Raw genomic sequence first — 24010 nt, forward strand, 5'->3', positions numbered from 1 at the left:
GGGGTATCGGGTACACCGCATTCGTCCTTCTTTGGGGGCGCTACGCGCCCCAACGCGGGACAAGCCCGCTCGCTACAGGTTACCGGTTGCTCGTTCTAGCGCTTAACTGACTGGCATTGGGGCAGGCCCGGCCAAATAAGGAGAGGGTGTATCAGCGTTTCAGGAACGCCAGCAGGTCTTCGTTCAACTGCTGGGTGTGGGTGGCCGCGAAGCCGTGCGGCGCATCCTTGTACACCTTGAGTTCAGCGCCCTTGATCATCTGTGCCGCGACTTTACCGGTGGTCTCGAACGGAACGATCTGGTCGCCGTCACCGTGGATCACCAGGGTCGGCACGTCGATCTTGGCCATGTCCGCGCGAAAGTCCGTCTCGGAGAACGCAGTGACGCAATCCACGGTCGACTTGAGCGACGCCTGCAGGGCGATCTGCAAGCTTTGGGTCAGTACGCCTTCGGAGACTTTCTGGCCCTTGTTGATGCCGTAGAACGCCGGGTTGAAGTCAGCAATGAATTGCGCGCGATCCTTCAGCAGCCCAGCCTTGATACCGTCGAACACGTCGCTTGGAACACCCTGCGGGTAGTCCGGTTTCTGGCCGAAAATCGGGGTGACGGCACCCAGCAGCACCAGGCCGGCCACGCGGGTGCTGCCATGGCGGGCGATGTAGCGCGCCACGTCGCCGCCCCCCATGGAGAAGCCCACCAGGGTCACGTCCTTGAGGTCCAGGTGTTCGATCAACTGGGCAATGTCGTCGGCGAAGGTGTTGTAGTCGTTACCGGTCCATGGTTGGTCCGAACGGCCAAAACCACGACGGTCGAAGGCAATGGTGCGAAAGCCCCGGCTGCTCAGGTATTCCATCTGGTATTCCCACATGTCGGCATCCAACGGCCAGCCGTGGCTGAACAGGACAGGTTTGCCGCTGCCCCAGTCCTTGAAGTAGATCTGGGTACCGTCTTTGGCAACGAATGTGCTCATGGAAAACTCCTTGGTTATCGGGGGAAAAGCTCAGTGTCACTATTGCTGCAAACCGGGCGCCGGGCTTGTATGGGTGTGCTTGCTTGGGCTTACCAACTGAACTTGAGCTCCACTCCCAAGTAATTGCTGTCATCACCACCGGCGTCACGCAGGGTCTTGCCGACCGCGTAATGCACGGCTTCGACGGCGCCAGTGAGGTTGGGTGTGAAGACGTAGTCGGTACGCAGTTGACCATAGGCACCGGTCCAGCGTTTCCCCGCGCCTGCGGTGCCGGCGACAGGCAGGTTCGGCTGGGTGTAGACCGCGTCGCGGGTGGTTTGTCGCCAGAGCAGGCCGATGGCGGTTTGTACGCTCAGCTTGTCGATAGGCATGACGGTGATCGACGGTTTGATGTGCATCAGGTTGCTATAGCCGGTGTAGCCCGCCAGGGAAAAGTAGTAGCCGTTAGGGAACAATGGATTGAACGTGCCGACTGTGCCGTCACCGGCTTTTCGGTCGCCCGAGGCAATGTCCAGTTGCAGGCCGATGCGCGGCTTCCACGCCAGGCTGTCGAAGGTGTAGCCGGTGCGAGTGCCGCCGGCCCAGGCGCGAATATCCTTACTGCCCACCGAGCCGCTTTGCAGCATGGCCTCGATGTCCCAATCGAATCCTTGGGCGGCGCCTCCCAGGCGAGCGTCCAGTAGATGACGTGTCTCGTCGCCATCAGCGTCCAGGTAATGCGCGGCACTGCGTTCATACACGCCGTAGTAGGCGGACAGTTCATTCTTGCCGTCTATCAGCCGCTCAACACGCAGCATATGAAAGCGCGTGTCACCGTTGGACTTGTCGTCAAAATGCCGTCCGTCCTGGTACTGCACCGGCTGACTGGCGATCCCGATGAAACGCCAGTTGGAGGTCTCCCAGTCGCCCCATAGGGCGTCGAATGACTGGCGTACATTGGGGCCGTCCCGTGACGAGATGAAACGCTGCAAGTCAAAGGCAAAGTCCTGGCGGCCGATACGGCTTTTCAGCGTACCGTTACTGAAGGTATTCACGTATTCGGCGAAGGCCAGGCGCAGGTCCACACGGTTCTGGTCGGCACCGCCGATCGTGGTTTTGTCATACGCCCGTACATCCTCCAGTTGGGTAAACACACGCCAGTTTTCGTTCAGGTGCAGGTCGGCGTGTACCTGGAACCGTTGGATCAGGTAGCTATCACGCTTCTCGTTCTTGACGCCGAACCCACTGGCGTCGTTCATCTCGAAGCGTTCCCGCAGTGTTGCGCCCAACGACAGGTAAGTGAAGGGGTTGGCGCTCGACAACGGAATGTACTTCAAGCTGTCCAGCGGTTGCGTGCGCAACGCCGGGTCTTGAAGGACGGACCAGTCTTCTTGCCAGCGATTGGTCTTGATCGCCGGTCGGGTCGGTTGCTCGTCGGCATGGACGCTGCTGGCGAGCAGCGGCCACAACACGGCCAGGCCCCAGCCTGTATGGCGATTCATTTTGGCGCGTTGAGCTGGTGAATTTCCGCGACGTAACCGCCAGGGAATTCAATCAATGCGCTACGACGACCTTTGCTGTCGAAGGCCGGCACCAGGATTTTGGCCCCGGACCCCGTGGCCTTGCCCAGTGTGTCCGTAAGGTCGGTCACCTGGTATCCCGTTGTTTCATGGCCGAAGGGGTAGGGCAGTTGGCCGTTGGTGACCAGCACCGCCATGCGCCCGAACGCAGACTCGATATCGACGCGACGGTAGGTGTGGCCGGCTTGGCCCACCTCAACGCCAGGGGCGTGTTTGTCATCGGCCAGGACCTTGCCGTGAGAGAAGCCCAGGAACGCTTTGATAAACGCGTCGACACGGTCGGCAGAGAGGTAGACGCGGTTTTCCGGCACCGTCTGGAACGCTGTGTAAGCCGGGACTCGGGTATGCCAGTAGAGCTGCATGTTCACGCCGCCCGGCCATTGCACCACCGCATCACGCCCGATCGGGTCGGGGAAGTCGCTGACGATCACCGCTGCGCCATTCTCCCGTGCGGCCTTGAGCGCAACGTCCATGTCGTTGACCAGGTAGCCGTTACGTTCCTGGCCAAAAGGATGCGGGATGGGTGTTGTAAAACCGAACAGCGATACCGTACCGGCTGGGGTTTGCAGCAATTGCGAGGTGGTGCTGCTTGGCACTGGCAGCACGTTCACCACGACCTGAGGTGTACTTTTGCCACCGAAGGTGGCCAGGAAACTCTGGGCAAAACGTTCCACATCGGCGGGGGCAACGTAGACGTGGCTGGTGTCGTATTGCGGTGCCACGGCCACGCTCGGCGTTGCCGCGAAGGCGTTACCCATCATGGCTCCCGCCAGCAGCGTCAATGCCAACGATACCCTCATCACTTTTTTACACATGCCCACTCTCCAGTACTTTGTAGAAAGTCTGGAGCTTAGGGGCGACGCCGACAGGCGGATTGTACGGACGTGCTCGATTAAACGGTCCAGCGTCTATGCTGGTCCACTGACCTCCTGTCAACGCCCTTCAAATACCGGCGGGCGCCGTTCGGCGAAGGCTGCCAGCCCTTCACCAAAATCGGCACTGGCGCAGGCCAGGCGGCGTAGTTCGGCGATTTGCTCCATGGCCTGCACGGGCATCGGTTGCAGGTCTTCCAGGATGCGCAGTTGCTCCTTGACCGCCTGGATCGCCAGGGGGGCTTTGCCGGCAATGCCTTGGGCGATTTCCAGCGCGGTGGCTTCCAGGACTTCGGTGGGCACCAGGCGGTTGATCACGCCAAAGCGTTCGGCGCGTTCGGCGTCGAGCTTTTGCGCGCAGAAGAACATTTCCTTGAGCACATGAATCGGCAGGTTGTTGAAGAAGCGCAACAAGCCGCTGGTGGTGTAGGGCAGGCCGATATTGGCCGGAGTCATGGCAAAGCTGGCGCTGCGGTCGGCGACCACCATGTCGCAACTCATGGCCAGGTCCACGGCACCGCCCCAGGCCGAGCCGGAAATCGCCGCGATCACCACGCCAGGGTAGGCGCGGATACGGCGTAGCACTTGCTCCAGGGGCTTGCCGTAGGCCACGGGGTCGCGGTCGCGCGCCACTTCGCCGATATCATGCCCGGCGCTCCACACGGCCTGGCCGACTTCGGCCCCGAGGATCACCACACCGACACGCTGGGCGGCGAGGGCGATCAGGCTTTCATCGAGGCTGCCGAGCAGTTGCGCACTGAGGGCATTGCGCTGGCTGGGGTTACTGAACGTCAGGCGCGCAATGCGGGGTTCGACGAGGCTGAGTGACACGTTGGCGGTCATGGTGCGGTTCCTGTGTGACGGTCGGGTTCGCCCGCTTGCAAGAGCACGTTGGCCTTGAGCAGGGATTGGATGGTCGCCGGCGCAAAGCCGGCTTCTTGCAGCACCTCGATGCTGTGTTCACCCAGTAACGGCGGTGGTCGCTGTGAGGTGGCCGGCTCGGCTGCGCTGAACACCGGCGTGACCACTTGGCGCAGTGTGCCCAAGGTCGGATGATTCACCGTCTGGGTCAACCCGCAGTGCAGCACCTGCGGGTCGGCGAACACTTCATCGAGGGTATTGATGGGGCCTGCCGGCAGTCCGGCGGCGATAAGTCGCGCGGTCCAATCGCGCTTGCTGCGGGTTTTCAGGCGGGCTTCCAGGATGGCTTTCAACTCATCCCGACGTTCCACCCGCGCTTCATTGCTGGCAAAGCGCGGGTCGTGCGGTAACTCGGGCAAGTCCAGCAGCCCACACAAGCGCGCCCACATCGCCGAGGTGATCGGCGCCAGGTTCAACGGCCCGTCCAGGGTCTGGAACACGCCGTAGGGCGCAATGACCGCATGGGCATTGCCGGTGCGCCGGGGCACATCGCCCAGGCTCAGGTAGCGTTGGCCATGCACACTGAGCAAGCCCACCAGGCTGGCCAGCAACGAGGTGTGGACGTGCTGCCCCAAACCGCTGCGTTCGCGCTCCAGCAACGCGGCGAGTACGGCGGTGACCAGCCACATGCCCGAGGTCAGGTCGCCAATGGCGGTGCCGGTGCGGGTGGGGTCGCCGTCGTTGTAACCGGTCAGGCTCATCAGCCCGGAATAGCCTTGGGCGATCTGGTCGAAGCCCGGCCAACTGCTCATGGGGCCGTCGCTGCCGAAGGCGTTGATGCTGCCCAGGATCAGTCGCGGGTTGCGCGCACTCAGCACGGGGTAACCCAGGCCCATGCTCTCCAGCGTGCCGGGCTTGAAGTTCTCGATCACCACGTCGGCGCCGTCGATCAGTTGTTGCAGGGTGTCCAGCCCCTGGGGAGTGCGAAAGTCCACGCACACCCCGCGCTTGTTGCGGTTGCACGACAAATAATAGGTACTCACGCCGCGGTCGAACGGGCCCCAGGTACGGCTCATGTCGCCGTCGGGGCCGGGCTCCACCTTGATCACATCGGCGCCCAGGTCGGCCAGCACCATGGTGCAGAACGGGCCCGACAGCGCTCGGCTGAGGTCGATGATCTTGATGCCTTGCAACGCTTGCATGGGCGTCTCCTAAGGGTTATTGCGGCAGGGTCTGGTCACGGGTTTCAACAGCGAATGGCAGGATCAGCACCCCCAGCACAAAGGCGGCGGCCGTCCAGGCAATCGGTGCGCCGATGGAGCCATACCAATGGATGGCCGCCGCCAGCAGGAAGTTGACCCCTGCACCGATAAAGCGCCCCACCGAGGCGTTGAAGGCGAACGCCGTGGCACGGATACGCGTGGGGTATTGCTCGGGTAACCACAGGGAAAAAATCGCGAAATTGCCGCCGAAAAACCCAAGGAACACCAGTGACACCATGAACAAATGCAGGCCATCGTCGAGGTAAAACACCCAGCCGAAGGCAAACACAATGGCAGCCGCCATGCCGATGAAATACAGGCCCAAGGCTTTGCGCCGGCCCACCCGTTCGGCCAGCCACGGCGCCACCAGACAGCCCAGAATGGTGCTCAGGGACAACACCGCCGCGCCGATGGACGCCAGGTGCACCGCGCCGACGTGGTCGATACCGGCGCGGGTGGCCAGGGTGACCACCGCAGTGGCTTCGTACACAGAGCCGGCCCACAGGCCAACAATCGCCACGCCGACCAAGGCCGAGCTGGTGAGCGTGCGGCGCCGGAAGGCGGGGGCGAAGATCTCCCACCACGGCGTGCGAGGGCCGGTCGTGACCGCGTGGCGCTGCGGTTCCTTGACCTTCAGCGCGGTATAGATCGCCACCACGGCGGGAAACAAGCCACACAGGAACATCACCCGCCAGCCGTACGTGGCGCCGACGGTGTAGTTGAGCAGCGCGGCAATGAAAAAGCCCAGGTAGTAACCGGTTTGCAGGTAACCGGCGCCCATCTTGCGCCGGTCCTCGGGCCAGCTCTCGGCCACGTAGGTGCCGGCCAGCGCCCACTCACCCCCGACGCCGATCCCGGCAATCAGACGGAAAATCGCCAGTTGCCAGATGTTGTCGGAGAACGCGGCCGCGCCGGTGAACAGCGAGTACACCAGAATGCTCGCCGCCAACACCTTGACCCGCCCGAAGCGGTCGGCCAGCGGCCCCCAGATAAACGACAGGCCCCAGCCCACCAGAAACAGCCCGAACATGATCGAGCCATACATGGCGATATTCGCAACGCTGGGCTCAAGGCCGGAACGGGGCAGCAGCTCGGTGAGGGCGGGAATCAGCACCAGGGCGAAGATGACGGAATCCACACCGTCCAGCACCCAGCCCAGGTACACCGCCCAGAAACCGCGGATTTGCTCGCGGGACAGCGGCGTTTTGCTCGGGGTTACGCGTATTGCCGACGCGCTTAACGCTTTGGACATGACGACCTCCCATGACCCTGGTCGGGCCTTTTTGTTGTGGGTTCAATCTAGGTCGTAGGAGGCATAAGCCACAAATATGAAATTCCTTTGGTGGCATCGGATTTTTATATAGAGTCGAGGCTTTAGGGGAGGGCACCCATGGACCTGCGCCAGCTGCGGTACTTCGTCAAAGTGGTGGAGTGCGCCAACATCACCCGTGCCAGCGAGGCGTTGCATATCGCCCAACCGGCCATCAGCCAGCAGATGCGCAACCTCGAGCAGGACATGGGCATGCAACTGCTCGAGCGCAGTGCCCAGGGCGTGGTCCCCACGGCGGCTGGCCAGACCTTGTATCGGCATGCCGTCGACCTGTTGCGCCAGGCCGACGCCACCCATGAGCTGTTACGCCAGGATGCCGAATACCCCCAGGGCAAGGTCTCGGTCGGCATGCCGTCGAGCACCGCGCGGATGCTCGCCATGCCGTTGGCACGCACCATTCGCAGCCGCTACCCGGGGATCAAGCTGGAGTTGATCGATGCCCCGAGCGCCGACCTCGCTGGCCTGATCACGGCCGGGCGCGTGGCGCTGGCGGTGGTGGTCGATGGGGTGCCCACGCGTGGCGTGGTAGCCCAGCGCTTGTTCAGTGAAACCCTGTACCTGGTGGCGTGGCCGGCGTTTGAATTACCGCAGGCGCCGGTGAGCCTGCGGCACCTGGCGCACATGCCGTTGGTGCTGCCGTGTGCACCCAACACCATTCGCAGCCGTGTCGAAGCCGCGATGCAGGAAGCCGGGTTGCCCTTTGCCGTGGAGTTTGAAGCCAATTCCACCGACCTGCTGTTCTCGGCGGTGCAGGCCCGGCTCGGCGTGACCATCCTGCCGTGGGCGGCGGCCCATGTTGAGCTGGCGCAACAATCGCTCAAGCTGGCCAGGGTCGATCATCGGCTATTCAGCCGCGAACTGTCGCTGTGTTGGCCGGATACGGCGGTGCACAGCAATGCGGTGCAGAAGGTCAAGGCGACCATCCTGGAGCTGTTCGAGGGGTTTGAGCAGCAGCAGGGTTGGGCGGCGACAGCGATCGGCGTCACGCCACCATAATGATCTTGGACACCAACTCCACCACGGTCTTGGCCTGCAACTTCTTCATCAAACGTGCCCGGTGCACTTCCACCGTGCGGTGGGAGATCGCCAGGTGCAGGGCGATTTCCTTGGATTTGAAACCATTGACGATATGCATGGCGATTTCCCGCTCACGGGGCGTGAGGTCGCCGGTGCCCTGGTGGGTGCGGTCCAGGCGTTCGAAGTGCCAGATCATCAGCTTGAACGGGTCTTTGGGGGTGAGGGTGTAGCCGTGTGACTTGGCCCAGAACACTTCGCCGTTGCGATGCTGCATGAAGCGCTCGTCGGAATAAAAGCCGTTGTCGCTGTCGAGCAACCAGTCATGGCTGCGTTTGCCGATGGCCTGGTAGTCGGCCTGGGACGGGTAGATCAACAAGGTCAACTGGTTGAGCAGTGCTGCACGTGCATAACCGAACAGGTTCAGGAAGGCATCGTTGCAGTCGACTATAACGCGGTCGCTGGTGACCAACTGCGGCGCGGGAGAACGCTTGAACGCCAGGCGTTCGAGATCTTGGAAAGGCTCAGTAAACACGGTCATGGGGCATCCTGCCTCGTTGTTTTGCTCGCTGGCGCGCTACTTATCCATGTAAGTAGTTACACGAATTGGCGCGCGACCCAGGGTGAGCCATTGTAGGTAAAGTTCAGACCAACAACAGAAGAAACTGATTATGCCTGCTGATTGTGTGTCCATTGTTGCCGCCGGTCATTCGCGTTTTGGTCGCCTGGAAGGCACTACGCTGGAAGACCTGATCGTCCAGGTCACCCGTGAAGCCCTGAGCGACGCGGCCATCGAGGCGTCGCAGATTGATGCGCTGTTCCTCGGCCACTTCAATTCGGGGCTGGTGCCCGACGGGTTTGCTGCCTCGTTGTTGCTGCAGGCCGATCCAGGGCTGCGCTTCAAACCGGCCACCCGTTGTGAAAACGCCTGTGCGTCCGGCTCGGCGGCGATCCAGGCGGGGGTCAACGCGATTCTCTCCGGCAGTGCCGAACTGGTGCTGGTGGTGGGTGCCGAGAAGATGACCCACACCCGCACCGCCGAGGTCACCCAGGCCCTGGCCGGCGCCGGCTATCAGAACGACCCGGCCGAGGCCGGCCTGAGCTTCCCGCAGTTGTTCGGCCGCGCCGCCCGCCAATACGCCGAGCGCTACCACTGCCCGTTGGGCTCGATGGCGGCCATCGCCACCAAGAACCACTCCAATGCCATGGCCAACCCGTTGGCGCAGATGCATCGGGTGATGGATTTCGAGCATTGCAACAACGTGTCCCAGAGCAACCCCTTTGTGGCCGAGTCGCTGCGCCTGACCGATTGCTCGCTGATCAGCGACGGCGCGGCGGCGATTATCCTGGCGTCACCCAAGCGTGCGCGGGCGTTTCGCCGGGAGGTGCAACTGCGTGCGATGACCCAGGTCAACGACCTGTTACCCATCGCCCAGCGCGACATCCTGGCCTTTGAAGGCCCGCAGCGGGCGATTCACTCGGCGTTGCGCGGGGCCAACATCACCCTGGCCGACCTGAGTTTCGCCGAGGTGCACGACTGTTTCACCATCGCCGAGCTGCTGATCTACGAGGCCATGGGCCTGGCGCCCAAAGGCGAGGGGCACCGCGTGCTCGACAGCGGTGTGGTGCGGGCCGGTGGGCGGTTGCCGGTAAACCTCTCCGGCGGGCTCAAGGCCAAGGGCCATCCGGTGGGCGCTACAGGCGTCTCCATGCATGCCCTGGCGTTCCGGCAATTGACCGGCGAGCCCATTGGCCTGGCGGTGCCCAACCCTGAGTTCGGGCTGGTGTTCAACATGGGCGGCATGGCGGTGGCCAACTACGCCTCGGTCTTACAGGCGCGCAGGAGCTGAACGGTGAACATTGCCAACTGGCTGCACGACACCCAGCGCCGCACCCCGCAACGCCCGGCACTGTTCGACGGTACGCACCTGGTGGCCGACTACGCCACCTTCGCCGTCCATGTGCGCCAACGCGCCGCGTCCCTGGTCGATCAGCTCGGCCTGGTGCCGGGGGAGGCGGTGGCGGTGCTGATGAAAAACAGCTGCGACTACCTGGAATTACTCTACGCCATCTGGTGGATGGGCGCCGTGGCCGTGCCGATCAACGCCAAGCTGCATCCGCGCGAAGCGGCGTGGATCGCCGATAACGCCGAGGCACGCCTGATCTTTACCGATGGCGGCCAGGTGTTTTCATCACGGGATTTGCCCCTGCGCTGCAAGGAACTGGACGGTCACGTGCTGCCGCCGAGCCGTGGCTGGCCAACCCTGGAGCAACCCGTGCCACGCCGGGACCAGGACCTTGCCTGGCTGTTCTACACCTCTGGCACCACCGGGCGCTCCAAGGGCGTGATGCTGTCCCACGGCAACCTGATCGCCATGTCGCTGTGTTACGCCACGGATGTCGACCCCGTCAGCGCCGACGATGCGGTGGTGTATGCCGCGCCGATGTCCCATGGTGCCGGGCTGTACAACTTTATTCATGTGCGCTGCGGTGCGCGGCACGTGGTGCCGGCCTCCCACGGCTTTGACGCCGCCGAGCTGTTCGGGCTGGCGAGGCAGTTGGGCCATGTGTCGTTGTTCGCGGCGCCGACCATGGTCAAGCGCATGGTCGAGCAGGCACGGCGCCAGGGTTACCACGGTGAAGGGATCAAGACCCTGGTGTATGGCGGCGGCCCCATGTACCTGGCCGACCTGCGCGAGGCCGTCGATACCTTCGGCCCGCGCCTGGTGCAGATCTACGGCCAAGGTGAGAGCCCGATGACCATCAGCGTGCTGCCCCGTGCGTTGATTGCCGACCGTCAGCGCGCGGACTGGGACACCCTGGCCGCCTCGGTCGGCCACGCGCAAGCGTGCGTGGAAATTCGCATCCTGGATGCCGACCACCAGCCACTGCCCACCGGGCTGCGTGGGGAAATTGCCGTGCGTGGTGCCACGGTGATGCAAGGCTATTGGCGCAACCCCGAGGCTTCCCGGCGGGCGCTGGTCGATGACTGGCTGCTGACTGGCGATATCGGCTTTCTCGACGCGGCCGGTTACCTGACCCTGACGGATCGCTCCAAGGATGTGATCATCAGCGGTGGCAGCAACGTCTACCCGCGTGAAGTCGAGGAGGTGTTGGCGCAACATCCCGAGGTGTTTGAAGTGTGTGTGGTGGGCGAGCCGGACGCGCAATGGGGCGAGTCGGTGGTGGCCTTTGTGGTGACCCGCAGTGGCCAGCCACTCGATGAAGCCGAACTCACGGCGTGGTTCCTTGAGCGCATGGCCTCGTTCAAAAAACCGAAAAAGTACGTGTGGCGCAGCGAGTTGCCCAAGAACAGTTATGGCAAGGTGCTCAAGACCGACTTGCGGCAATGGTTGCAAGCCGCGAATATCGCTGCGCTTCCCTAGGATAGACAATCAGACAAGGAGTCCCCTCGATGGGCAATCATCCGCAAGACACGGCCCGCAAGCGGCGCCGTGCATTCCTCGGTGCCACCTCCGGCCACTTGATCGAGTGGTACGACTACGGCGTGTACGGTTTTCTCGCCGTCTATATCGGCCAGGCATTCTTCGTCTCCGATGACCCCACCACCAGCCTGTTGGCCAGCTTCGCCGCATTTGCCTTGAGCTTCTTTATTCGCCCCCTGGGTGGGCTGTTCTTCGGCCCGCTGGCCGACAAGATCGGGCGCCGCAAAACCCTGATCATGGCGCTGGTGATGATGACCGGCTCCACGGTACTGCTGGGCCTGTTGCCCACCTATGCCACCCTGGGCATCGCAGCCCCGATCCTGTTGATTCTGGTGCGTTGTGTGCAAGGCTTTTCGGCGGGCGGCGAGATCGGCACCGTCACCAGCTTTATCTCTGAATACGCAGGCACAGGCCGACGTGGTTTCGCGACGTGCTGGTTGATGGTCACCGCCGTGCTCGGCCTGTTGCTGGGCGGCGCCGTGGCCAATGGCATGACCTGGGTGATGGGCGCCGACGTGATGCAGGAATGGGCCTGGCGCGTGCCGTTCCTGATCGCTGCGCCCCTGGGTTTTATCTCCCTGTATATCCGTCTCAAGCTGGAAGACAGCCCCGAGTTCCTCGCCCTGCAACGCGCCGGGCAAACCTCCCGCGCGCCGCTGCGGGAAGTCTGGCAGTGGAAGCGCGCGATTGCCCTGGTGTTCTTTATCATCACCTTGCACAGCTCGATCTTTTACCTGGTGCTGACCTTTGCCTCGACCTACATGGCCAAGATCCTCAAGTTCGACAGCGGCACGACCTTGCTCTACGTGTTCGTCGCCAGTTTCTCGGCGGCATTCGTGATGCCGTTCGGCGGGGCATTTACCGATAAGTACGGGCGCAAGCCGTTCCTGATGGTGATCGGGACGTTGGCAACCTTGGCGATGTTCTGGCTATTCAAAATGGCGCCGACTGCCACGCCTGCGTCGTTCTTTGCGCCGTTGATGGCGGTGGCGATTCTGTTCGGGCTGTATGCATCGTCGACCTATGCGTTGATGAGCGAGTTGCTGCCCACGCGGATTCGGTCTACCGGGATTGCGGTGGCCTATAACGTGCCGGTGGCGGTGTTTGGCGGCAGTGCACCCCTGATCTCCACTTGGCTGATCAAGGTGACGGGCGACATTACCTCGCCGTGGTACTTCTACGTGGCCACTGGCGTGGTGTCGCTTATCGCCCTGGTGGTGTTACGCAAGGAGGATTTTGTGGCCAGCGGTAATCCGGTGGCAGTGCCCATCAAGGCGGCTTTGGCCTGATGATTGTCTGCGGTGTCCGCTAATTAAGGGCGATCAAGCTGTGGGAGAGGGCTTGGGTCCTCGCCCGTCCGGCCAGCGTGGTTTAACGGGAAGCCTGAGATCAAAAAGCCGGTAGATATCTACCTGAGTCATGGAGATCAAACTGTGGGAGGGGGCTTGCTCCCGATGGCGGTGGCTCAGTCACAGCTGCATTGACTGACGCTCCCTCATCGGGAGCAAGCCCCCTCCCACATTGGGTCCTCGCCCGTCCGGCCAGCGTGGTTTAACGGGAAGCCTGAGATCAAAAAGCCGGTAGATATCTACCTGAATAATGGAGATCAAACTGTGGGAGGGGGCTTGCTCCCGATGGCGGTGGTTCAGTCACAGCTGCATTGATTGACACTCCCTCATCGGGAGCAAGCCCCCTCCCACATTGGGTCCTCGCCCGTCCGGCCAGCGTGGTTTAACGGGAAGCCTGAAATCAAAAAGCCGGTAGATATCTACCTGAATAATGGAGATCAAACTGTGGGAGAGGGCTTGGGTCCTCGCCCGTCCGGCCAGCGTGGTTTAGCGGGAAGCCTGAAATCAAAAAGCCGGTAGATATCTACCTGAATAATGGAGATCAAACTGTGGGAGGGGGCTTGCTCCCGATGGCGGAGAGTCAGTCACCGCTTCATTTGCTGACACTCCACATTTAGCCTGTCTCTCAAGGCCGTTGCGGTTTAACCGACGTCCCAAACGTATTGCCCATGCGCGTGCCGGTCGCTGCCGGGGTGGCTAGACCCACTTGGTTAGGCGGCCGCTTTTGCACCGGGACGTTCTGTGCTTCACGGTTTTTTTGCGTGGCCTTGGACGCGTCCGGGTCGTTGCCCATTTGCTGGCTCAGGCAGCCGTAGTCGGGCGCTTTATAGCCATCCACTGTCACTTCCGTGCAGCCTTTGGCCGTCGTTTCAGCGTGGGCGAGCAGGGGTAATACGGCGCACAACCCTAGGCTGGCGAGTACGGCACAACGCTTCATCGGGGCCTCCTGGCAGGCCCGTGGAGGTGGGCCATTAGCCTGGCAAAGTGTAGTGCAGTGGGCTTGTCGTCACCGTGATGTTTTTTTTGCTATCACCGTAACATCAGATTCATAAACTGGCCTCAGGATGACGGTTTTCAAGGACACGTCGACCGTGCAGCGAAGGCGAGCGGGGGGGGAATTCAGAGGCTGGAGGCGTGCCGCAGGCGCCCTGGTCTTGCTGTTGCTGCTGAGTGGGTTCGAGCCCGCCCAGGCACACCCCCCGCTGCTGACACTGGACCTGCCGGCACAAGATCTGGAGCACGCACTGCACGCCTACAGCCGCGCCACCGGTATGGCGGTGCTGGTCGACCGCGAGCTGACGCGGGGCCGGCGCTCCATCGGTGTGCAAGGGCGTTTCACCGCGCAAGAGGCGCTGGCAGTGTTGCTGACGGGGAGCGGTCTGATGGCTCGTTATGCGCGCGATGATGCGTTTACCTTGCAGGTGCCACAGGTCAGCCAGGCGCCCTTGGCCCGGGGGGCGATGGCTCGCAGCGCCGCGCGGATCAACCACAGTTACGCCACGGCCTTGCAGCAGGCGATCGAGGCCAGCTTGTGCCGTTCTCCGCTGACCCGTCCTGGCAGCTTTCGTGCGCTGGTGCAGGTGTGGGTCAACGCCGAGGGCATCATCGAACACAGTCGGCTGGTCAGCTCCACCGGCGATGCACAACGCGATGAGGCGCTGGTACGCAGCCTGGGCGCGGCACGGGTCGAACGCCCGGCGCCGAGCTCACTGCGCCAGCCAGTGACCTTACTTTTGATGCCCGACACAACAGGAATGCGCATGGAATGCACAGCAGGGAACGGAGCCACGCAGGGATGAAAAATACCGGGCACAGTGCGATGGTCAGTTTGTTCCTGGCATCCTACGAGGACTTCAAGGTGCGTTTGCGCAAGCGCCTGGGCTCAGAGGACCTGGCCAACGACGTGCTGCATGAAACCTACCTGCGCGTCGACCGCATGGATGTGCCGCCGAACCTGCAACAACCCAATGCCTACCTGTACCGCATGGCGCTGAACATCGCCGCCGATCGTCGCCAGGCGGATGCTCGCTTGCTCACCGGCAGCGAAGTCCAAGAGCTGCTGCAAAGTAGCGACGAAGCCCAAGACCCTTCACGGGTGGTGGGCGGCCAGCGCGAGATCCAATCCCTGGTCAAGGCCCTCTACGAACTGCCGGCACGACGGCGCAAAATCCTGATTGCCGCACGCCTGGAAGAGGCGCCCCATCTGGAGATTTCCCAGCGGTTCGGCATTTCCACGCGCATGGTCGAGAAGGAAATCAAGGCCGCCCTGGGCCACTGCGCCAAGCGTCTCGAAAGAAAAGTGATTCAGCGGTTCGGTCCCGGGGCCGGAAAACCGTCTTAGTAGCGAGTCCCTGATAAAACCGTGAGTATTTGCGCGCTTGAACATCTTTAACCTCTCCGCCGCCCGGAACAAACCCGCCAACCCCTTGCACGACGAAGCGCGCGATTGGCTGGTGTTGCTGACCTCGGGCCAGGCCACCGTGGCCGACGCCAAAGCCCTGCGCGCCTGGTGCGCCCAGAGCCCCGAGCATGCCCAGGCATTCGAGCAGGCCAAGGTAATCTGGCAACAACTGGGCGCGGCCGCCGAGCAACTGGAACGTCCACGTCATTTTGGCCGCCGTGCCTTCCTCGGCGGCGCGCTGGCCGCTTCGGCGGCAGTGGTGATGGTGCAGGTCGGCGTGCCGGGCGGCTTCTCCGGGCTGACTGCCGACTACCGCACTGCCGTCGGCGAGCAACGCCAAGTGCAACTGAGTGAAGGGGTCAGCCTGGAACTCAACACCCAGACGCGCATCAGTCGGGTCGGGCAGGGCATCGAACTGCTCGAAGGCGAAGTCGAAGTGGTCGCCCACCTGGCACAGCCGCTCAAGGTCCAGGCCGGGCAAGGCTGGGTGAGCGCGGCGCATGCGCGTTTCAATGTGCGCAATACCGGCAACACGGTATGCGTGACCTGCATCGAGGGTTCATTGTCGGTGGACGCCGCCGGCAACAGTGTGAGCCTGGGCAGCGGCCGGCAACTGACCTACGACGCAGCTGGCATGGACGAACCGATCGTCGTCGATACCCAGGCGGTCGTAGCCTGGCGCGAGCAGGTGCTGGTCTTCAACAACGCACCACTGGCCACGGTGGTGGACGAAATCAACCGCTATCGCCCGGGAATGCTGGTACTGCTCAACAAAGAACTGGGCCAGCGGCGCGTGCAGGCGCGCTTCAGTTTGCAGCAGTTGGCGGGGGTGGCGTTGTTGATTCGCGATGCGTATGGGGCCAAGTGCACGGAGTTGCCGGGTGGGGTGGTGCTGTTGAGTTGAGGTACCCTGTTCAATTTGTAGATCATGGTTAATCGTCACGCATACGACTATCACCCAAGGAAAGCTGATGGCCCTTACCAGTAAAATCTCGCCCTATGATCCTCAATGGCCGTTCCTTTTCACTCGCGAAAAACACCGGCTGGCAGAGGGCTTCGCAGCTGAGCTGATTGACATTCATCATGTCGGCAGTACCGCTGTTCCCGGGCTTTGCGCCAAACCGGAAATCGACATTTTAGTTGTAGTGTCTGAGCACCTCAATGAAGCGGCTCGTAACGGGTTCATGCAGACATTGGGCTATGGACGGGGCTCCGATCTTTCGACCGATCATCACTTTTACCGACGCGATGTCGATGGGGTGCGAACGCATAAAATACATGTGTGCGCTGCCGGACATGGGCAGATTGCGCGGATGTTACGCTTTCGAGACCTCTTGAGAGAAAACGCCAGTATCCGGCAGCAGTATCAGGATTTGAAGCTACAGCTCGAGGCCACTAACTGCGGCGGTATTGCCGAGTATCTTGCACGCAAGGCACCCTGCATTGATGCTTGGATGAGCAGGTATCCAGAGACCTAGAGTCACCCCGGATTGACCCTAGGCCCCGAAGGCTCAGTGAGTTCCAAACACAAGGTACAAACCGCCTCGGCCCACCCGATGGATGCCACCTTATTGGGGCGGCGCTTCCACAAGGCGCTCCCAGAGGGCGTGGTGCTTGGATCGTCTAGCGCAACGGCCCCACCACCTGCCGATACCGTTCCACCCCTTGCGGCGTCTGCCGCACCAGGATGAATTCCAACCCCAGCGGTTCTTCCTGGCGGTTGCCGCTCAACTGTCGCCAGCCTTTGTCCGTTTCCCACACGCGTACTTGCAGGTCACTTACCCCGCTCAATACCACTACGCCGTCCTTGGGGGCCGGCAACGGGAACCGGTCACGTGCGGGGGCGGCGGCGCGGTAGAGGTTGTCGCCCTTGAGCCACCAGCGCACTCGTAGCAGCCCATCCCCGGCCTCCGGGGCGCTGCGGATGATGTCCAGCCGGAACCCTTTGCTGTCGGAACTGCGCACGGTCACGGCGGCCAGCCCTTCAACGTTGGCGGCATCGTCTTGGGCGGCGGTGGGCGCGTTCAGTTCGACGCTGGCGCGCAGGCTGATGTCGCGCTGCAGCTGGTTCAACACCCGTAGCAGTGCTTCGGTCTGTTCAGTGCTGGCCTGCAGGTGCTGGTCGGCGCGGGTCACGCTGTCGAGGCCGCGCCAGGCAATGAGGCTGACGATCGCCATCAGCATGATCGCCACCATCACTTCGATCAGGGTGAAGCCTTGCTGAGATGGCTTCATGGCGGGCTCACCACGCGCATCAGGCCGGCAGTGTCGCGCTGCAGGCTGAGGCGGTGCTGGCCGTCGGAGAGCACCACGCGCAGGGGCGGGTTGATCCACTCGGCATTGAGTACCAGCACTTGCCTGGGCTCGATCAACACCTGCATCGGTGTGCTCTCCCACAGGCGTGGACGCAGTTGGCTGTCGCCTTTGAATGCGTCGATACCCAGGCCGTCTTCGCTGCGCCGGTTGAAACGAAAGCCCTTGGCGTCGGTGCGCAGGGTGATGGGGCGACCGTCGGCGTGGGCTTCGGCCTGGGCCACCTGCAGCAGTTGGCTCAGGCGCTCGGCGTCTTTGCGCAACAGGTGCAGCGGGTCGGGCTTGATGGTCAGGCTGATGGCGGCGCTGGCGATGCCGATGATCACCAGCACCACCATCAACTCGATCAGGGTGAAACCGTGCTGTTTCATCGAGTGGCCCCTTGAGCGTGGGTGAGGGGGTGAAATAAAAACGTATGAATGGGGCTGTAGGCTGGCCAGACGGACAAACAGGAGGTCCTGCCCATGGCATTCGCCCATCGTTTTTCACCCGCCCATGGCGTGCAGCTCGTGGCCTTGCTGGCGGCATTGGCCGGCGTTGCGGTCTGGACGCCGCTGTTGCTCACGTCTGCCGAGTCCCACACGCCCCAAGCGACACCCCAGGCGTTGGCGGCGCGCAGTGACAGCCCGGCGTTGCAGTGGTTTGCCAATACGCCGACAAACCTGCAGGTCAAAGTCTCGGGCGTGCTGGCCGGGGCGCGGGGGGCGGTGGCGATCCTCAGCCTCAATGACGGCCCGCCACGCAGCTTTTTGCTCGGCGAGCGTCTCGGCCCAGGTGTGCGCTTGACGGCTATCGGGGGCGAGGGTGTGGAGATCGAGCGCGCCGGCGAGAAGCAGCGGGTGCTCCTCGACACGTTGCCGGACGCGCCGCCGTTGCCGCTGCTCACTCGGCCATGACCTGGGTTTCCAGGCGCGCCAGGGGCGGGGCTTCGTGGCTGGCGTCGAGTACCTGCACGTAGACCTGAAACAGCCGGCCCTGGGCGTTGATGGTCTGCTCGCAGCGCAGTTTCAGCCGGCCCTGGTCGCAATCGAAGGTCTTTTTACCGCTGCTCGGATGCCCGTCCAGGCGCAACTCGGCCAGGCGGCTTTGCGCCGCCAGCAGCGCCATGGCTTTGTCGCGCAGCAGGCCATTGCTCTGGGTCATCAACCCGGCCACGCGCACGGCGGCGGCCATGGCCACGGCGATGATCGCCAGCGCCACCAGCACTTCGATCAGGGTAAAACCTTGCTCCTTGCGACGGCGGTACATGGCGTTCTCAAAGCCTGGGCACAGGCCCGCAGACTAGCGTCGGCAGTTGACCGAATGGCGACGAAACCTCCCGAGGATTTTCAATACGACTGACATGTGTTCTTGCAACACTGCGCCACGAAATGCACCCAGCCAAGGAATGTCGAGATGGATATCGCGCCCCTAACGTCCCCAGTGTCCGGCCCTCGCCGCCAACGTGGCTTCACCCTGATCGAGATCATGGTCGTGGTGGTCATCCTCGGGATCCTGGCCGCGATGGTGGTACCCAAAGTGCTCGACCGCCCGGACCAGGCGCGGGCCACGGCGGCCAAGCAGGACATTGCCGGGCTGATGCAGGCGCTGAAACTCTATCGCCTCGACCACGGCACCTACCCCAGCATGAACCAGGGGCTCAAAGTGCTGGTCGAGCGCCCGGCCGATGCGAAGAACAGCAATTGGCGCGCCTACCTGGAGCGCTTGCCCAATGACCCGTGGGGCAACCCTTACCATTACCTCAACCCGGGCGCCAATGGAGAGGTGGATGTGTTCTCCCTGGGCGCCGACGGCCAACCGGATGGCGACGGCGTGAATGCCGACATCGGCTCCTGGCAGTTGTAAGGCGCGTCATGAAACGGTATTCGCCCGCAGCGGCGAAGCAGCGCGGCATGGCGATTATCAGTGCGTTGCTGATCGCTGCGGTGGTGGCGGTGATCGCCGGGGCCATGCTCACGCGCCAGACCGTGTTCACCCGTAGCCTGGAGGCGGAGCAAGCGCGTATCCAGGGGCAATGGCGGGTGGAGGGTGGGTTGGCGCGCAGCCGGCAGTTGCTGTGGGAGGCACGCCAAAAGGACGTGCTGACGCGCCTCGATCAGCCTTGGGCGCGTGCTCAGGGCGGGGCATTCGAAGGGCGGATTGAGGACGAGCAAGGCAAATTCAACCTGCGCAACCTCGTCAACCGTCAGCAACTGGATGACCAGCAGCTACAGAGTTTTGAACGCCTGTGCCGCCTGATTGGGGTCGACCCGGCGGTGAGCCGGCGCATCAGCCAGCGGGTGATTGCCTCCTATGACCAACCTGAAAGGCCGGCTAAATACCCGATGCTGCGCAGCCTGGATGACTTGAGCGCGATCGAGGGGCTCGACCCGGTGGTGTTGCAGCGCATGCAGGCCTACATCAGCGTGTTGCCCGGCAACACCTGGGTCAATGGCAATACCGCACGCGCCGAAGTGCTCAGCGCGGTGGTGCCGCAACTCAGCCTGGCCCAGGCCCAGGCCCTGGTGAGCGAGCGGGATGGCGGGCACTGGTTTATCAACCGTGGGGATTTCGTCAACCGGCTGCGCATGCCCCAGTTGGCGGTGGACTCGGTGCAGGTGGGCATCACCAGTGAGTGGTTCCGCCTGCAAGGCCAGGCGCGGTACGAGCGGCGTCGGGTGACGATCTCGGCGCTGTTGCATCGGCCCGAAGACCGCCAGCCGCGCGTGATCTGGTCGCGGGTGGGGGCATGAAACGCTTGCGCATCGGCTTGCCGCCGCTGGATCAGTTGAACGCCGACAGCCCGGTGCATGTAGCCTGGCTGGAAGGTGGTGTGGTGGTGTCCCAAGGGTGTGAGAGCCTGGCCCGGTTGGGCAAGACCCGCCAGGCGCTGGATTGCTTTTTGCACCCCCGCGACAGCCTGCTGACCAGCCTGGAACTGCCCCCGTTACCCGCCGCAAAAACCGCTGCCGCCGTGGCCTGTGCGGCGCAGGCGCTGATCCTCGGCCCCGTGGAGCAGATGCAAGTGGCCCATGGCCCGCGCGAAAGCTGCGGGCGCGTGCAGGTGGCCTGGATACCCACGGCCGGGCTGGAACGGTTGGGGCAGGTCCTGGCGCAGCAACAGCTCAAGTTGCGCGGCCTTTACCCGGCGCCTTATGCCTTGCCGGTGGGCGCTGCGGCGTTGGACGAAGGGTACTTGCTGACGCGCGACAGCCTGCAACAAGGGGCCGTGCATCCATTGGGGCTGCAGGCGCTCGATGTGCCGTTGGTGGCCGCGCCGCAACGCTGGAGCGGCGCCGTGCCCGCCTGGGGCTTGCATGGCCATCTCAGCCAACGGGCCAGTGGCGGGTGGGGCAGGGCGTTGGCCGGTGTTGCCCTGGCGACCGCGATCTGGACCCTCGGCCTCAACCTGTACGCCGCCCGCCAGGTGGACGAAGGGCAGCGGCTCAAGGCGTTGATGAGCCAGCAGGTGCGCCAGGCCTTTCCTGAACTGCCGGTGGTGCTCAACCCTTTGCAGCAGGCCCGTCAGCAATTGGCGGCCCGGCAGAACGATGCCGCCACTGACCCTGGGCAACGCTTCACCAGCCTGCTGCAACAGGTGGGCAGCAGCCTGCCCTTTATGGTGGGCAGTGTCGACCGCCTGACGTTTGAGCAGGGCCGTTTGCACCTGGTGTTGCTCACCGACAGCCGCAGCCCGGTGGCCGAGGGCGATTGGCAGGCAGCGTTGGCCCAGGCGGGTTTTGCCGCCACGCACGATGACCAGGGCTGGAGCATCGGCCCGGCGCAGGCCGCCGCCGAGTCGGAGGCCATTGATGAATAAAGTCCAGCGTTTACGCAGCCAGGCCCAGGTGTTCTGGCGCGGCCTGGCCGTGCGCGAACAACGCCTGCTGAGCGGTGCCGGGCTGGTCTTGGCGAGCCTGCTGACGTGGCTGGTGCTGGTGCAGCCGGCGTTGAAGAAGATCGATTACTGGCAGGCCGAAACCCCCAAGTTGCGGGCCCAGGCCGAAGCTTTGCAGGTGCTGTTGCAAGGGGGCGCAGCCCCGCGCCCGGCCGACGAAACTGCGCTGCGTCAGGCCCTGGACGGTGCGGGCCTGCACGGTCATTACCAGTTGCAGGCGCTGGCCCCAGGCGGTTGGCGCCTGACCTTCGACAGCGCACCGGCCGATGCGGTGGTGGACTGGCTGCTGGGCAATCCCCGTTCATTTTCCCTGGAGGTGTCCGAGGCGCACTTGCAACGCGCTGGCGATGCTGTCGACAACTCGGCCGGCACTGTGTCCGGGACCGTTCGCATGGATCAGGCGCTTGGCGCTAAGGAAGCTTCATGAAGTGGTCAGTCTCCCATTCCGCGCCGTTTCGCAAGGTTGCGCCGCTGCTGTTGCTGGCCCTGAGCGCGTGCAGTCACACCCCATCAACCAAGCCGTTGCTGGTGGACAGTGAACTCGGCCAGCCCCTGGCCGACACCCGCCGCAGTGGCGATAGCGCGCTGGACCGCCAGCGTGAACCTGCGCCGGCGCCTCGTGTGCAACACCCGGTGACCAACAGCGCCCGCGGCCATGCCCCGGCCGTGGTCAAGGCCCGCAACCCGCTGGGCGACCAGCCGGTGCAACTGAACTTTGTGGACGCCGATATCCAGGCGGTTGTGCGCGCCTTGTCCCGCGCCACCGGCCAGCAGTTTCTGGTCGACCCGCGAGTGAAGGGCAACTTGACCCTGGTCAGCGAAGGCCAGGTACCGGCGCACCAAGCCTACGACATGCTACTGGCGGCGTTGCGCATGCAAGGCTTCAGCGTGGTCGACGTGGGCGGCGTGGCCCAGGTGGTCCCGGAAGCCGATGCCAAGCTGCTCGGCGGGCCGATCTACAGTGCGGGCAGCAGCGGCATGCAAACCCGTACCTTCCGGTTGCAATACGAAAACGCGGTGAACCTGATCCCGGTGCTGCGCCCCATCGTGTCGCCGAACAACCCGATCAATGCCTACCCTGGCAACAACAGTATCGTCATCACCGACTACGCCGAAAACCTCGCGCGGGTGGCGCAGATCATCAACGGCATCGACACCCCCAGCGCCATCGACACCGACGTGGTGAAGGTGCAAAACGGGATCGCCGTCGACATCGCCGCGATGGTCGCCGAACTGCTGGACACCCAAGGCGCCGACCAGACCCAGAAGATCAACGTGGTGGGCGACCCGCGCTCCAACTCGATCATTATTCGTTCCGGTAGCCCCGAGCGTACGGAGCTGGCGCGCAACCTGATCTACAAGCTCGACAACGCCCAGAGTAACCCCAGCAATATGCACGTGGTGTACCTGCGCAATGCCCAGGCGGGCAAGTTGGCCCAGTCCCTGCGCGGCTTGCTGACCGGCGAGAGCGAGTCTGGCGGCAGCGACGAAGCCCGTGGCAAGCTCAGTTCGATGGGTGCCACTCCCCAGAGCACGTCGGGCAGCGCAGCGCAAAACAGCAGTGGCACGCCCACCGGCAGCGGCATGCAACCGAGCTACAGCCAGGACAAGCCAACCCCCGGCAGCACCGCCGGCGATCAGAGCACCGCGTTCAGTGCCGGCGGGGTGACGATCCAGGCCGACGCCACCACCAACACCTTGCTGATCTCTGCGCCCGACCCGCTGTACCGCAACCTGCGCGAAGTCATCGACATGCTCGACCAGCGTCGCGCCCAAGTGGTGATCGAAAGCCTGATCGTCGAAGTCGGTGAAGATGACGCCAGTGAGTTCGGCGTGCAGTGGCAGGCCGGCAACCTCGGTGGCAAGGGCGGTTTTGGTGGCGTCAACCTGGGCGGCAGCGGGCTCAATGGCACGCCGGGCGCCAAGACCAGCATCGACGTGTTGCCCAAGGGCCTGAATATTGGCTTGGTCAATGGCTCGGTGGATATCCCGGGCATCGGCAAGGTGCTCGACCTCAAGGTGCTGGCACGCGCCTTGAAGAGCAAGGGCGGCAGCAATGTGTTGTCCACGCCTAACCTGCTGACCCTGGACAACGAATCCGCGAGCATTTTTGTCGGGCAGACCATTCCGTTCGTCACCGGCAGCTATGTGACCGGAGGGGGCGGCACCAGCAACAACCCGTTCCAGACCGTGCAGCGTGAAGAAGTCGGGCTCAAGCTCAACGTGCGCCCGCAGATCTCCGAGGGCGGCACGGTGAAGCTGGATATTTACCAGGAGGTCAGCAGCGTTGACGAGCGAGCCTCGGTGGACGCCGGGACAGTGACAAAAAAGCGTGCAATCGATACCAGCATTCTGCTGGATGACGGGCAGATCATGGTGCTGGGTGGGTTGCTGCAAGACGGCTATAGCCAGAGCAATGACGGGGTGCCGTGGCTGGCGGATATTCCAGGGTTGGGGGCGTTGTTTCGCAGCGAGAAGCGCAGCGTGACCAAAACCAACCTGATGGTGTTTTTGCGGCCCTACATCATTCGCGACAGTGGGGCGGGGCGCAGTATTACCCTCAATCGCTATGAGTTCATGCGCCGGGCCCAGGGTGGGTTGCAGCCGGAACACAGTTGGGCGATGCCGGATATGCAGGCGCCGCAGTTGCCTTCGGTGGAGAAGGCGATTCCTGAGAGCGGGCAGGGGCCGCGGGCGGTGATTCGAGCGGTGCCGGTTTCGCAGGTGCGGCCGTGAGCACACTCAGCCTGAACGAT

Annotated in this window: 25 protein-coding genes; 14 read left to right on the top strand and 11 right to left on the bottom strand. The window is 63.3% G+C overall.

The window, feature by feature from the left end; all coding sequences use genetic code 11:
- Positions 1 to 151 precede the first annotated feature (151 nt).
- The 6 genes from M5B43_RS20870 to M5B43_RS20895 all read right to left on the bottom strand — a co-directional run bounded on the left by M5B43_RS20870 (position 152) and on the right by M5B43_RS20895 (position 6776).
- A complete protein-coding gene (locus tag M5B43_RS20870) occupies positions 152 to 970 on the bottom strand; it encodes an alpha/beta hydrolase (RefSeq protein ID WP_248751886.1) in 819 nt (272 codons plus the stop codon).
- Between the two features lie 89 nt (positions 971 to 1059).
- A complete protein-coding gene (locus M5B43_RS20875) occupies positions 1060 to 2451 on the bottom strand; it encodes an alginate export family protein (protein ID WP_248751887.1) in 1392 nt (463 codons plus the stop codon).
- The gene (locus tag M5B43_RS20880; RefSeq protein ID WP_248751888.1) at positions 2448 to 3344 is read right to left on the bottom strand and encodes a glyoxalase; all 897 of its coding nucleotides are present in this window, start codon (positions 3342 to 3344) and stop codon (positions 2448 to 2450) included. Before M5B43_RS20880 ends, M5B43_RS20875 begins: the two co-directional genes overlap by 4 nt.
- 117 nt (positions 3345 to 3461) lie before the next feature.
- The gene (scpB, locus tag M5B43_RS20885; RefSeq protein WP_248751889.1) at positions 3462 to 4244 is read right to left on the bottom strand and encodes a methylmalonyl-CoA decarboxylase; all 783 of its coding nucleotides are present in this window, start codon (positions 4242 to 4244) and stop codon (positions 3462 to 3464) included.
- Entirely contained in the window at positions 4241 to 5464 is a 1224-nt protein-coding gene (locus M5B43_RS20890) for a CoA transferase (RefSeq protein ID WP_248751890.1), read from the bottom strand. The genes scpB and M5B43_RS20890 overlap by 4 nt, the downstream gene beginning before the upstream one ends.
- A gap of 16 nt (positions 5465 to 5480) precedes the next feature.
- Positions 5481 to 6776, bottom strand: coding sequence for an MFS transporter (locus M5B43_RS20895; RefSeq protein ID WP_248751891.1), 1296 nt, complete (start codon positions 6774 to 6776; stop codon positions 5481 to 5483).
- Between the two features lie 138 nt (positions 6777 to 6914).
- On the opposite strand from M5B43_RS20895, the gene M5B43_RS20900 reads away from it, so the two are divergent.
- Positions 6915 to 7850 carry a LysR substrate-binding domain-containing protein gene (locus tag M5B43_RS20900; RefSeq protein WP_248751892.1) on the top strand — a complete coding sequence of 312 codons (936 nt, stop codon included), beginning with the start codon at positions 6915 to 6917 and terminating at the stop codon, positions 7848 to 7850.
- On the opposite strand, the gene M5B43_RS20905 is transcribed toward M5B43_RS20900, so the two are convergent.
- On the bottom strand, positions 7837 to 8409 hold the full coding sequence (locus tag M5B43_RS20905; RefSeq protein ID WP_248751893.1) for a LuxR C-terminal-related transcriptional regulator: 573 nt from the start codon (positions 8407 to 8409) through the stop codon (positions 7837 to 7839). The two genes, M5B43_RS20900 and M5B43_RS20905, sit on opposite strands and share 14 nt — an antisense overlap.
- Positions 8410 to 8539: 130 nt before the next feature.
- Here M5B43_RS20905 and M5B43_RS20910 point away from each other — a divergent pair, with 130 nt between their 5' ends.
- From M5B43_RS20910 to M5B43_RS20920, 3 genes are read left to right on the top strand one after another with little or no spacing between them, the layout of a single operon-like run.
- Positions 8540 to 9718 carry an acetyl-CoA acetyltransferase gene (locus M5B43_RS20910; protein WP_248751894.1) on the top strand — a complete coding sequence of 393 codons (1179 nt, stop codon included), beginning with the start codon at positions 8540 to 8542 and terminating at the stop codon, positions 9716 to 9718.
- A 3-nt stretch (positions 9719 to 9721) separates the two neighbouring features.
- Positions 9722 to 11254, top strand: a complete 1533-nt coding sequence (locus M5B43_RS20915) for an AMP-binding protein (RefSeq protein WP_248751895.1) — start codon at positions 9722 to 9724, stop codon at positions 11252 to 11254.
- 29 nt (positions 11255 to 11283) lie between these two features.
- Positions 11284 to 12603 (top strand): MFS transporter, encoded by a 1320-nt coding sequence (locus M5B43_RS20920; protein WP_248751896.1) that lies wholly within the window; start codon positions 11284 to 11286, stop codon positions 12601 to 12603.
- Positions 12604 to 13288: 685 nt separating this feature from the next.
- On the opposite strand, the gene M5B43_RS20925 is transcribed toward M5B43_RS20920, so the two are convergent.
- Positions 13289 to 13600 (bottom strand): hypothetical protein, encoded by a 312-nt coding sequence (locus M5B43_RS20925; protein WP_248751897.1) that lies wholly within the window; start codon positions 13598 to 13600, stop codon positions 13289 to 13291.
- A 217-nt stretch (positions 13601 to 13817) separates the two neighbouring features.
- Here M5B43_RS20925 and M5B43_RS20930 point away from each other — a divergent pair, with 217 nt between their 5' ends.
- The 4 genes from M5B43_RS20930 (at position 13818) to M5B43_RS20945 (ending at position 16542) form a co-directional block, all read left to right on the top strand.
- Positions 13818 to 14462: a secretin and TonB N-terminal domain-containing protein gene (locus tag M5B43_RS20930; RefSeq protein ID WP_248751898.1), complete on the top strand. Its 645-nt coding sequence runs from the start codon at positions 13818 to 13820 to the stop codon at positions 14460 to 14462.
- The gene (locus M5B43_RS20935) at positions 14459 to 15004 is read left to right on the top strand and encodes an RNA polymerase sigma factor (RefSeq protein WP_248751899.1); all 546 of its coding nucleotides are present in this window, start codon (positions 14459 to 14461) and stop codon (positions 15002 to 15004) included. The genes M5B43_RS20930 and M5B43_RS20935 overlap by 4 nt, the downstream gene beginning before the upstream one ends.
- Positions 15005 to 15041: 37 nt before the next feature.
- Complete coding sequence (locus M5B43_RS20940) at positions 15042 to 15968, top strand: FecR family protein (protein ID WP_248751900.1); 927 nt, start codon at positions 15042 to 15044, stop codon at positions 15966 to 15968.
- Between the two features lie 67 nt (positions 15969 to 16035).
- Positions 16036 to 16542: a GrpB family protein gene (locus M5B43_RS20945; RefSeq protein ID WP_248751901.1), complete on the top strand. Its 507-nt coding sequence runs from the start codon at positions 16036 to 16038 to the stop codon at positions 16540 to 16542.
- Between the two features lie 145 nt (positions 16543 to 16687).
- Here the strand turns inward: M5B43_RS20945 and M5B43_RS20950 are convergent, their stop codons facing one another.
- Entirely contained in the window at positions 16688 to 17299 is a 612-nt protein-coding gene (locus M5B43_RS20950) for a prepilin-type N-terminal cleavage/methylation domain-containing protein (RefSeq protein ID WP_248751902.1), read from the bottom strand.
- A complete protein-coding gene (gene gspH / locus M5B43_RS20955) occupies positions 17296 to 17748 on the bottom strand; it encodes a type II secretion system minor pseudopilin GspH (RefSeq protein ID WP_248751903.1) in 453 nt (150 codons plus the stop codon). Before gspH ends, M5B43_RS20950 begins: the two co-directional genes overlap by 4 nt.
- Positions 17749 to 17841: 93 nt before the next feature.
- Here gspH and M5B43_RS20960 point away from each other — a divergent pair, with 93 nt between their 5' ends.
- Positions 17842 to 18273: a type II secretion system protein N gene (locus M5B43_RS20960; protein ID WP_248751904.1), complete on the top strand. Its 432-nt coding sequence runs from the start codon at positions 17842 to 17844 to the stop codon at positions 18271 to 18273.
- Here the strand turns inward: M5B43_RS20960 and gspI are convergent.
- Positions 18260 to 18625, bottom strand: coding sequence for a type II secretion system minor pseudopilin GspI (gene gspI / locus M5B43_RS20965; RefSeq protein ID WP_248751905.1), 366 nt, complete (start codon positions 18623 to 18625; stop codon positions 18260 to 18262). The two genes, M5B43_RS20960 and gspI, sit on opposite strands and share 14 nt — an antisense overlap.
- A 147-nt stretch (positions 18626 to 18772) precedes the next feature.
- Between gspI and gspG the strand changes: the two genes are divergently transcribed.
- From gspG to gspD, 5 genes are read left to right on the top strand one after another with little or no spacing between them, the layout of a single operon-like run.
- Positions 18773 to 19222, top strand: a complete 450-nt coding sequence (gene gspG, locus M5B43_RS20970; RefSeq protein WP_248751906.1) for a type II secretion system major pseudopilin GspG — start codon at positions 18773 to 18775, stop codon at positions 19220 to 19222.
- Positions 19223 to 19230: 8 nt separating this feature from the next.
- Complete coding sequence (gspK, locus tag M5B43_RS20975; protein WP_248751907.1) at positions 19231 to 20109, top strand: type II secretion system minor pseudopilin GspK; 879 nt, start codon at positions 19231 to 19233, stop codon at positions 20107 to 20109.
- Positions 20106 to 21176: a type II secretion system protein GspL gene (gene gspL / locus M5B43_RS20980; RefSeq protein ID WP_248751908.1), complete on the top strand. Its 1071-nt coding sequence runs from the start codon at positions 20106 to 20108 to the stop codon at positions 21174 to 21176. Before gspK ends, gspL begins: the two co-directional genes overlap by 4 nt.
- Positions 21169 to 21681, top strand: a complete 513-nt coding sequence (gspM, locus tag M5B43_RS20985) for a type II secretion system protein GspM (RefSeq protein ID WP_248751909.1) — start codon at positions 21169 to 21171, stop codon at positions 21679 to 21681. The genes gspL and gspM overlap by 8 nt, the downstream gene beginning before the upstream one ends.
- Positions 21678 to 23990 (top strand): type II secretion system secretin GspD, encoded by a 2313-nt coding sequence (gene gspD, locus M5B43_RS20990; protein ID WP_248751910.1) that lies wholly within the window; start codon positions 21678 to 21680, stop codon positions 23988 to 23990. Before gspM ends, gspD begins: the two co-directional genes overlap by 4 nt.
- The last annotated feature ends 20 nt before the right edge of the window (positions 23991 to 24010 follow it).

Source organism: Pseudomonas sp. MWU15-20650 (assembly GCF_023242475.1).
Classification (GTDB): domain Bacteria; phylum Pseudomonadota; class Gammaproteobacteria; order Pseudomonadales; family Pseudomonadaceae; genus Aquipseudomonas.

Excerpts from the sequence above, each read along its gene's own strand:
- gspG (WP_248751906.1), top strand. The coding sequence starts at position 18,773 with ATGGATATCGCGCCCCTAACGTCCCCAGTGTCCGGCCCTCGCCGCCAA.
- M5B43_RS20895 (WP_248751891.1), bottom strand. The coding sequence starts at position 6,776 with ATGTCCAAAGCGTTAAGCGCGTCGGCAATACGCGTAACCCCGAGCAAA.
- M5B43_RS20890 (WP_248751890.1), bottom strand. The coding sequence starts at position 5,464 with ATGCAAGCGTTGCAAGGCATCAAGATCATCGACCTCAGCCGAGCGCTG.
- M5B43_RS20945 (WP_248751901.1), top strand. The coding sequence starts at position 16,036 with ATGGCCCTTACCAGTAAAATCTCGCCCTATGATCCTCAATGGCCGTTC.
- M5B43_RS20900 (WP_248751892.1), top strand. The coding sequence starts at position 6,915 with ATGGACCTGCGCCAGCTGCGGTACTTCGTCAAAGTGGTGGAGTGCGCC.
- M5B43_RS20870 (WP_248751886.1), bottom strand. The coding sequence starts at position 970 with ATGAGCACATTCGTTGCCAAAGACGGTACCCAGATCTACTTCAAGGAC.
- gspL (WP_248751908.1), top strand. The coding sequence starts at position 20,106 with ATGAAACGCTTGCGCATCGGCTTGCCGCCGCTGGATCAGTTGAACGCC.
- M5B43_RS20905 (WP_248751893.1), bottom strand. The coding sequence starts at position 8,409 with ATGACCGTGTTTACTGAGCCTTTCCAAGATCTCGAACGCCTGGCGTTC.
- gspI (WP_248751905.1), bottom strand. The coding sequence starts at position 18,625 with ATGTACCGCCGTCGCAAGGAGCAAGGTTTTACCCTGATCGAAGTGCTG.
- M5B43_RS20880 (WP_248751888.1), bottom strand. The coding sequence starts at position 3,344 with ATGTGTAAAAAAGTGATGAGGGTATCGTTGGCATTGACGCTGCTGGCG.
- M5B43_RS20875 (WP_248751887.1), bottom strand. The coding sequence starts at position 2,451 with ATGAATCGCCATACAGGCTGGGGCCTGGCCGTGTTGTGGCCGCTGCTC.
- M5B43_RS20960 (WP_248751904.1), top strand. The coding sequence starts at position 17,842 with ATGGCATTCGCCCATCGTTTTTCACCCGCCCATGGCGTGCAGCTCGTG.
- gspM (WP_248751909.1), top strand. The coding sequence starts at position 21,169 with ATGAATAAAGTCCAGCGTTTACGCAGCCAGGCCCAGGTGTTCTGGCGC.
- M5B43_RS20920 (WP_248751896.1), top strand. The coding sequence starts at position 11,284 with ATGGGCAATCATCCGCAAGACACGGCCCGCAAGCGGCGCCGTGCATTC.
- gspD (WP_248751910.1), top strand. The coding sequence starts at position 21,678 with ATGAAGTGGTCAGTCTCCCATTCCGCGCCGTTTCGCAAGGTTGCGCCG.
- gspK (WP_248751907.1), top strand. The coding sequence starts at position 19,231 with ATGAAACGGTATTCGCCCGCAGCGGCGAAGCAGCGCGGCATGGCGATT.
- M5B43_RS20935 (WP_248751899.1), top strand. The coding sequence starts at position 14,459 with ATGAAAAATACCGGGCACAGTGCGATGGTCAGTTTGTTCCTGGCATCC.
- M5B43_RS20925 (WP_248751897.1), bottom strand. The coding sequence starts at position 13,600 with ATGAAGCGTTGTGCCGTACTCGCCAGCCTAGGGTTGTGCGCCGTATTA.
- scpB (WP_248751889.1), bottom strand. The coding sequence starts at position 4,244 with ATGACCGCCAACGTGTCACTCAGCCTCGTCGAACCCCGCATTGCGCGC.
- M5B43_RS20950 (WP_248751902.1), bottom strand. The coding sequence starts at position 17,299 with ATGAAGCCATCTCAGCAAGGCTTCACCCTGATCGAAGTGATGGTGGCG.
- M5B43_RS20910 (WP_248751894.1), top strand. The coding sequence starts at position 8,540 with ATGCCTGCTGATTGTGTGTCCATTGTTGCCGCCGGTCATTCGCGTTTT.
- gspH (WP_248751903.1), bottom strand. The coding sequence starts at position 17,748 with ATGAAACAGCACGGTTTCACCCTGATCGAGTTGATGGTGGTGCTGGTG.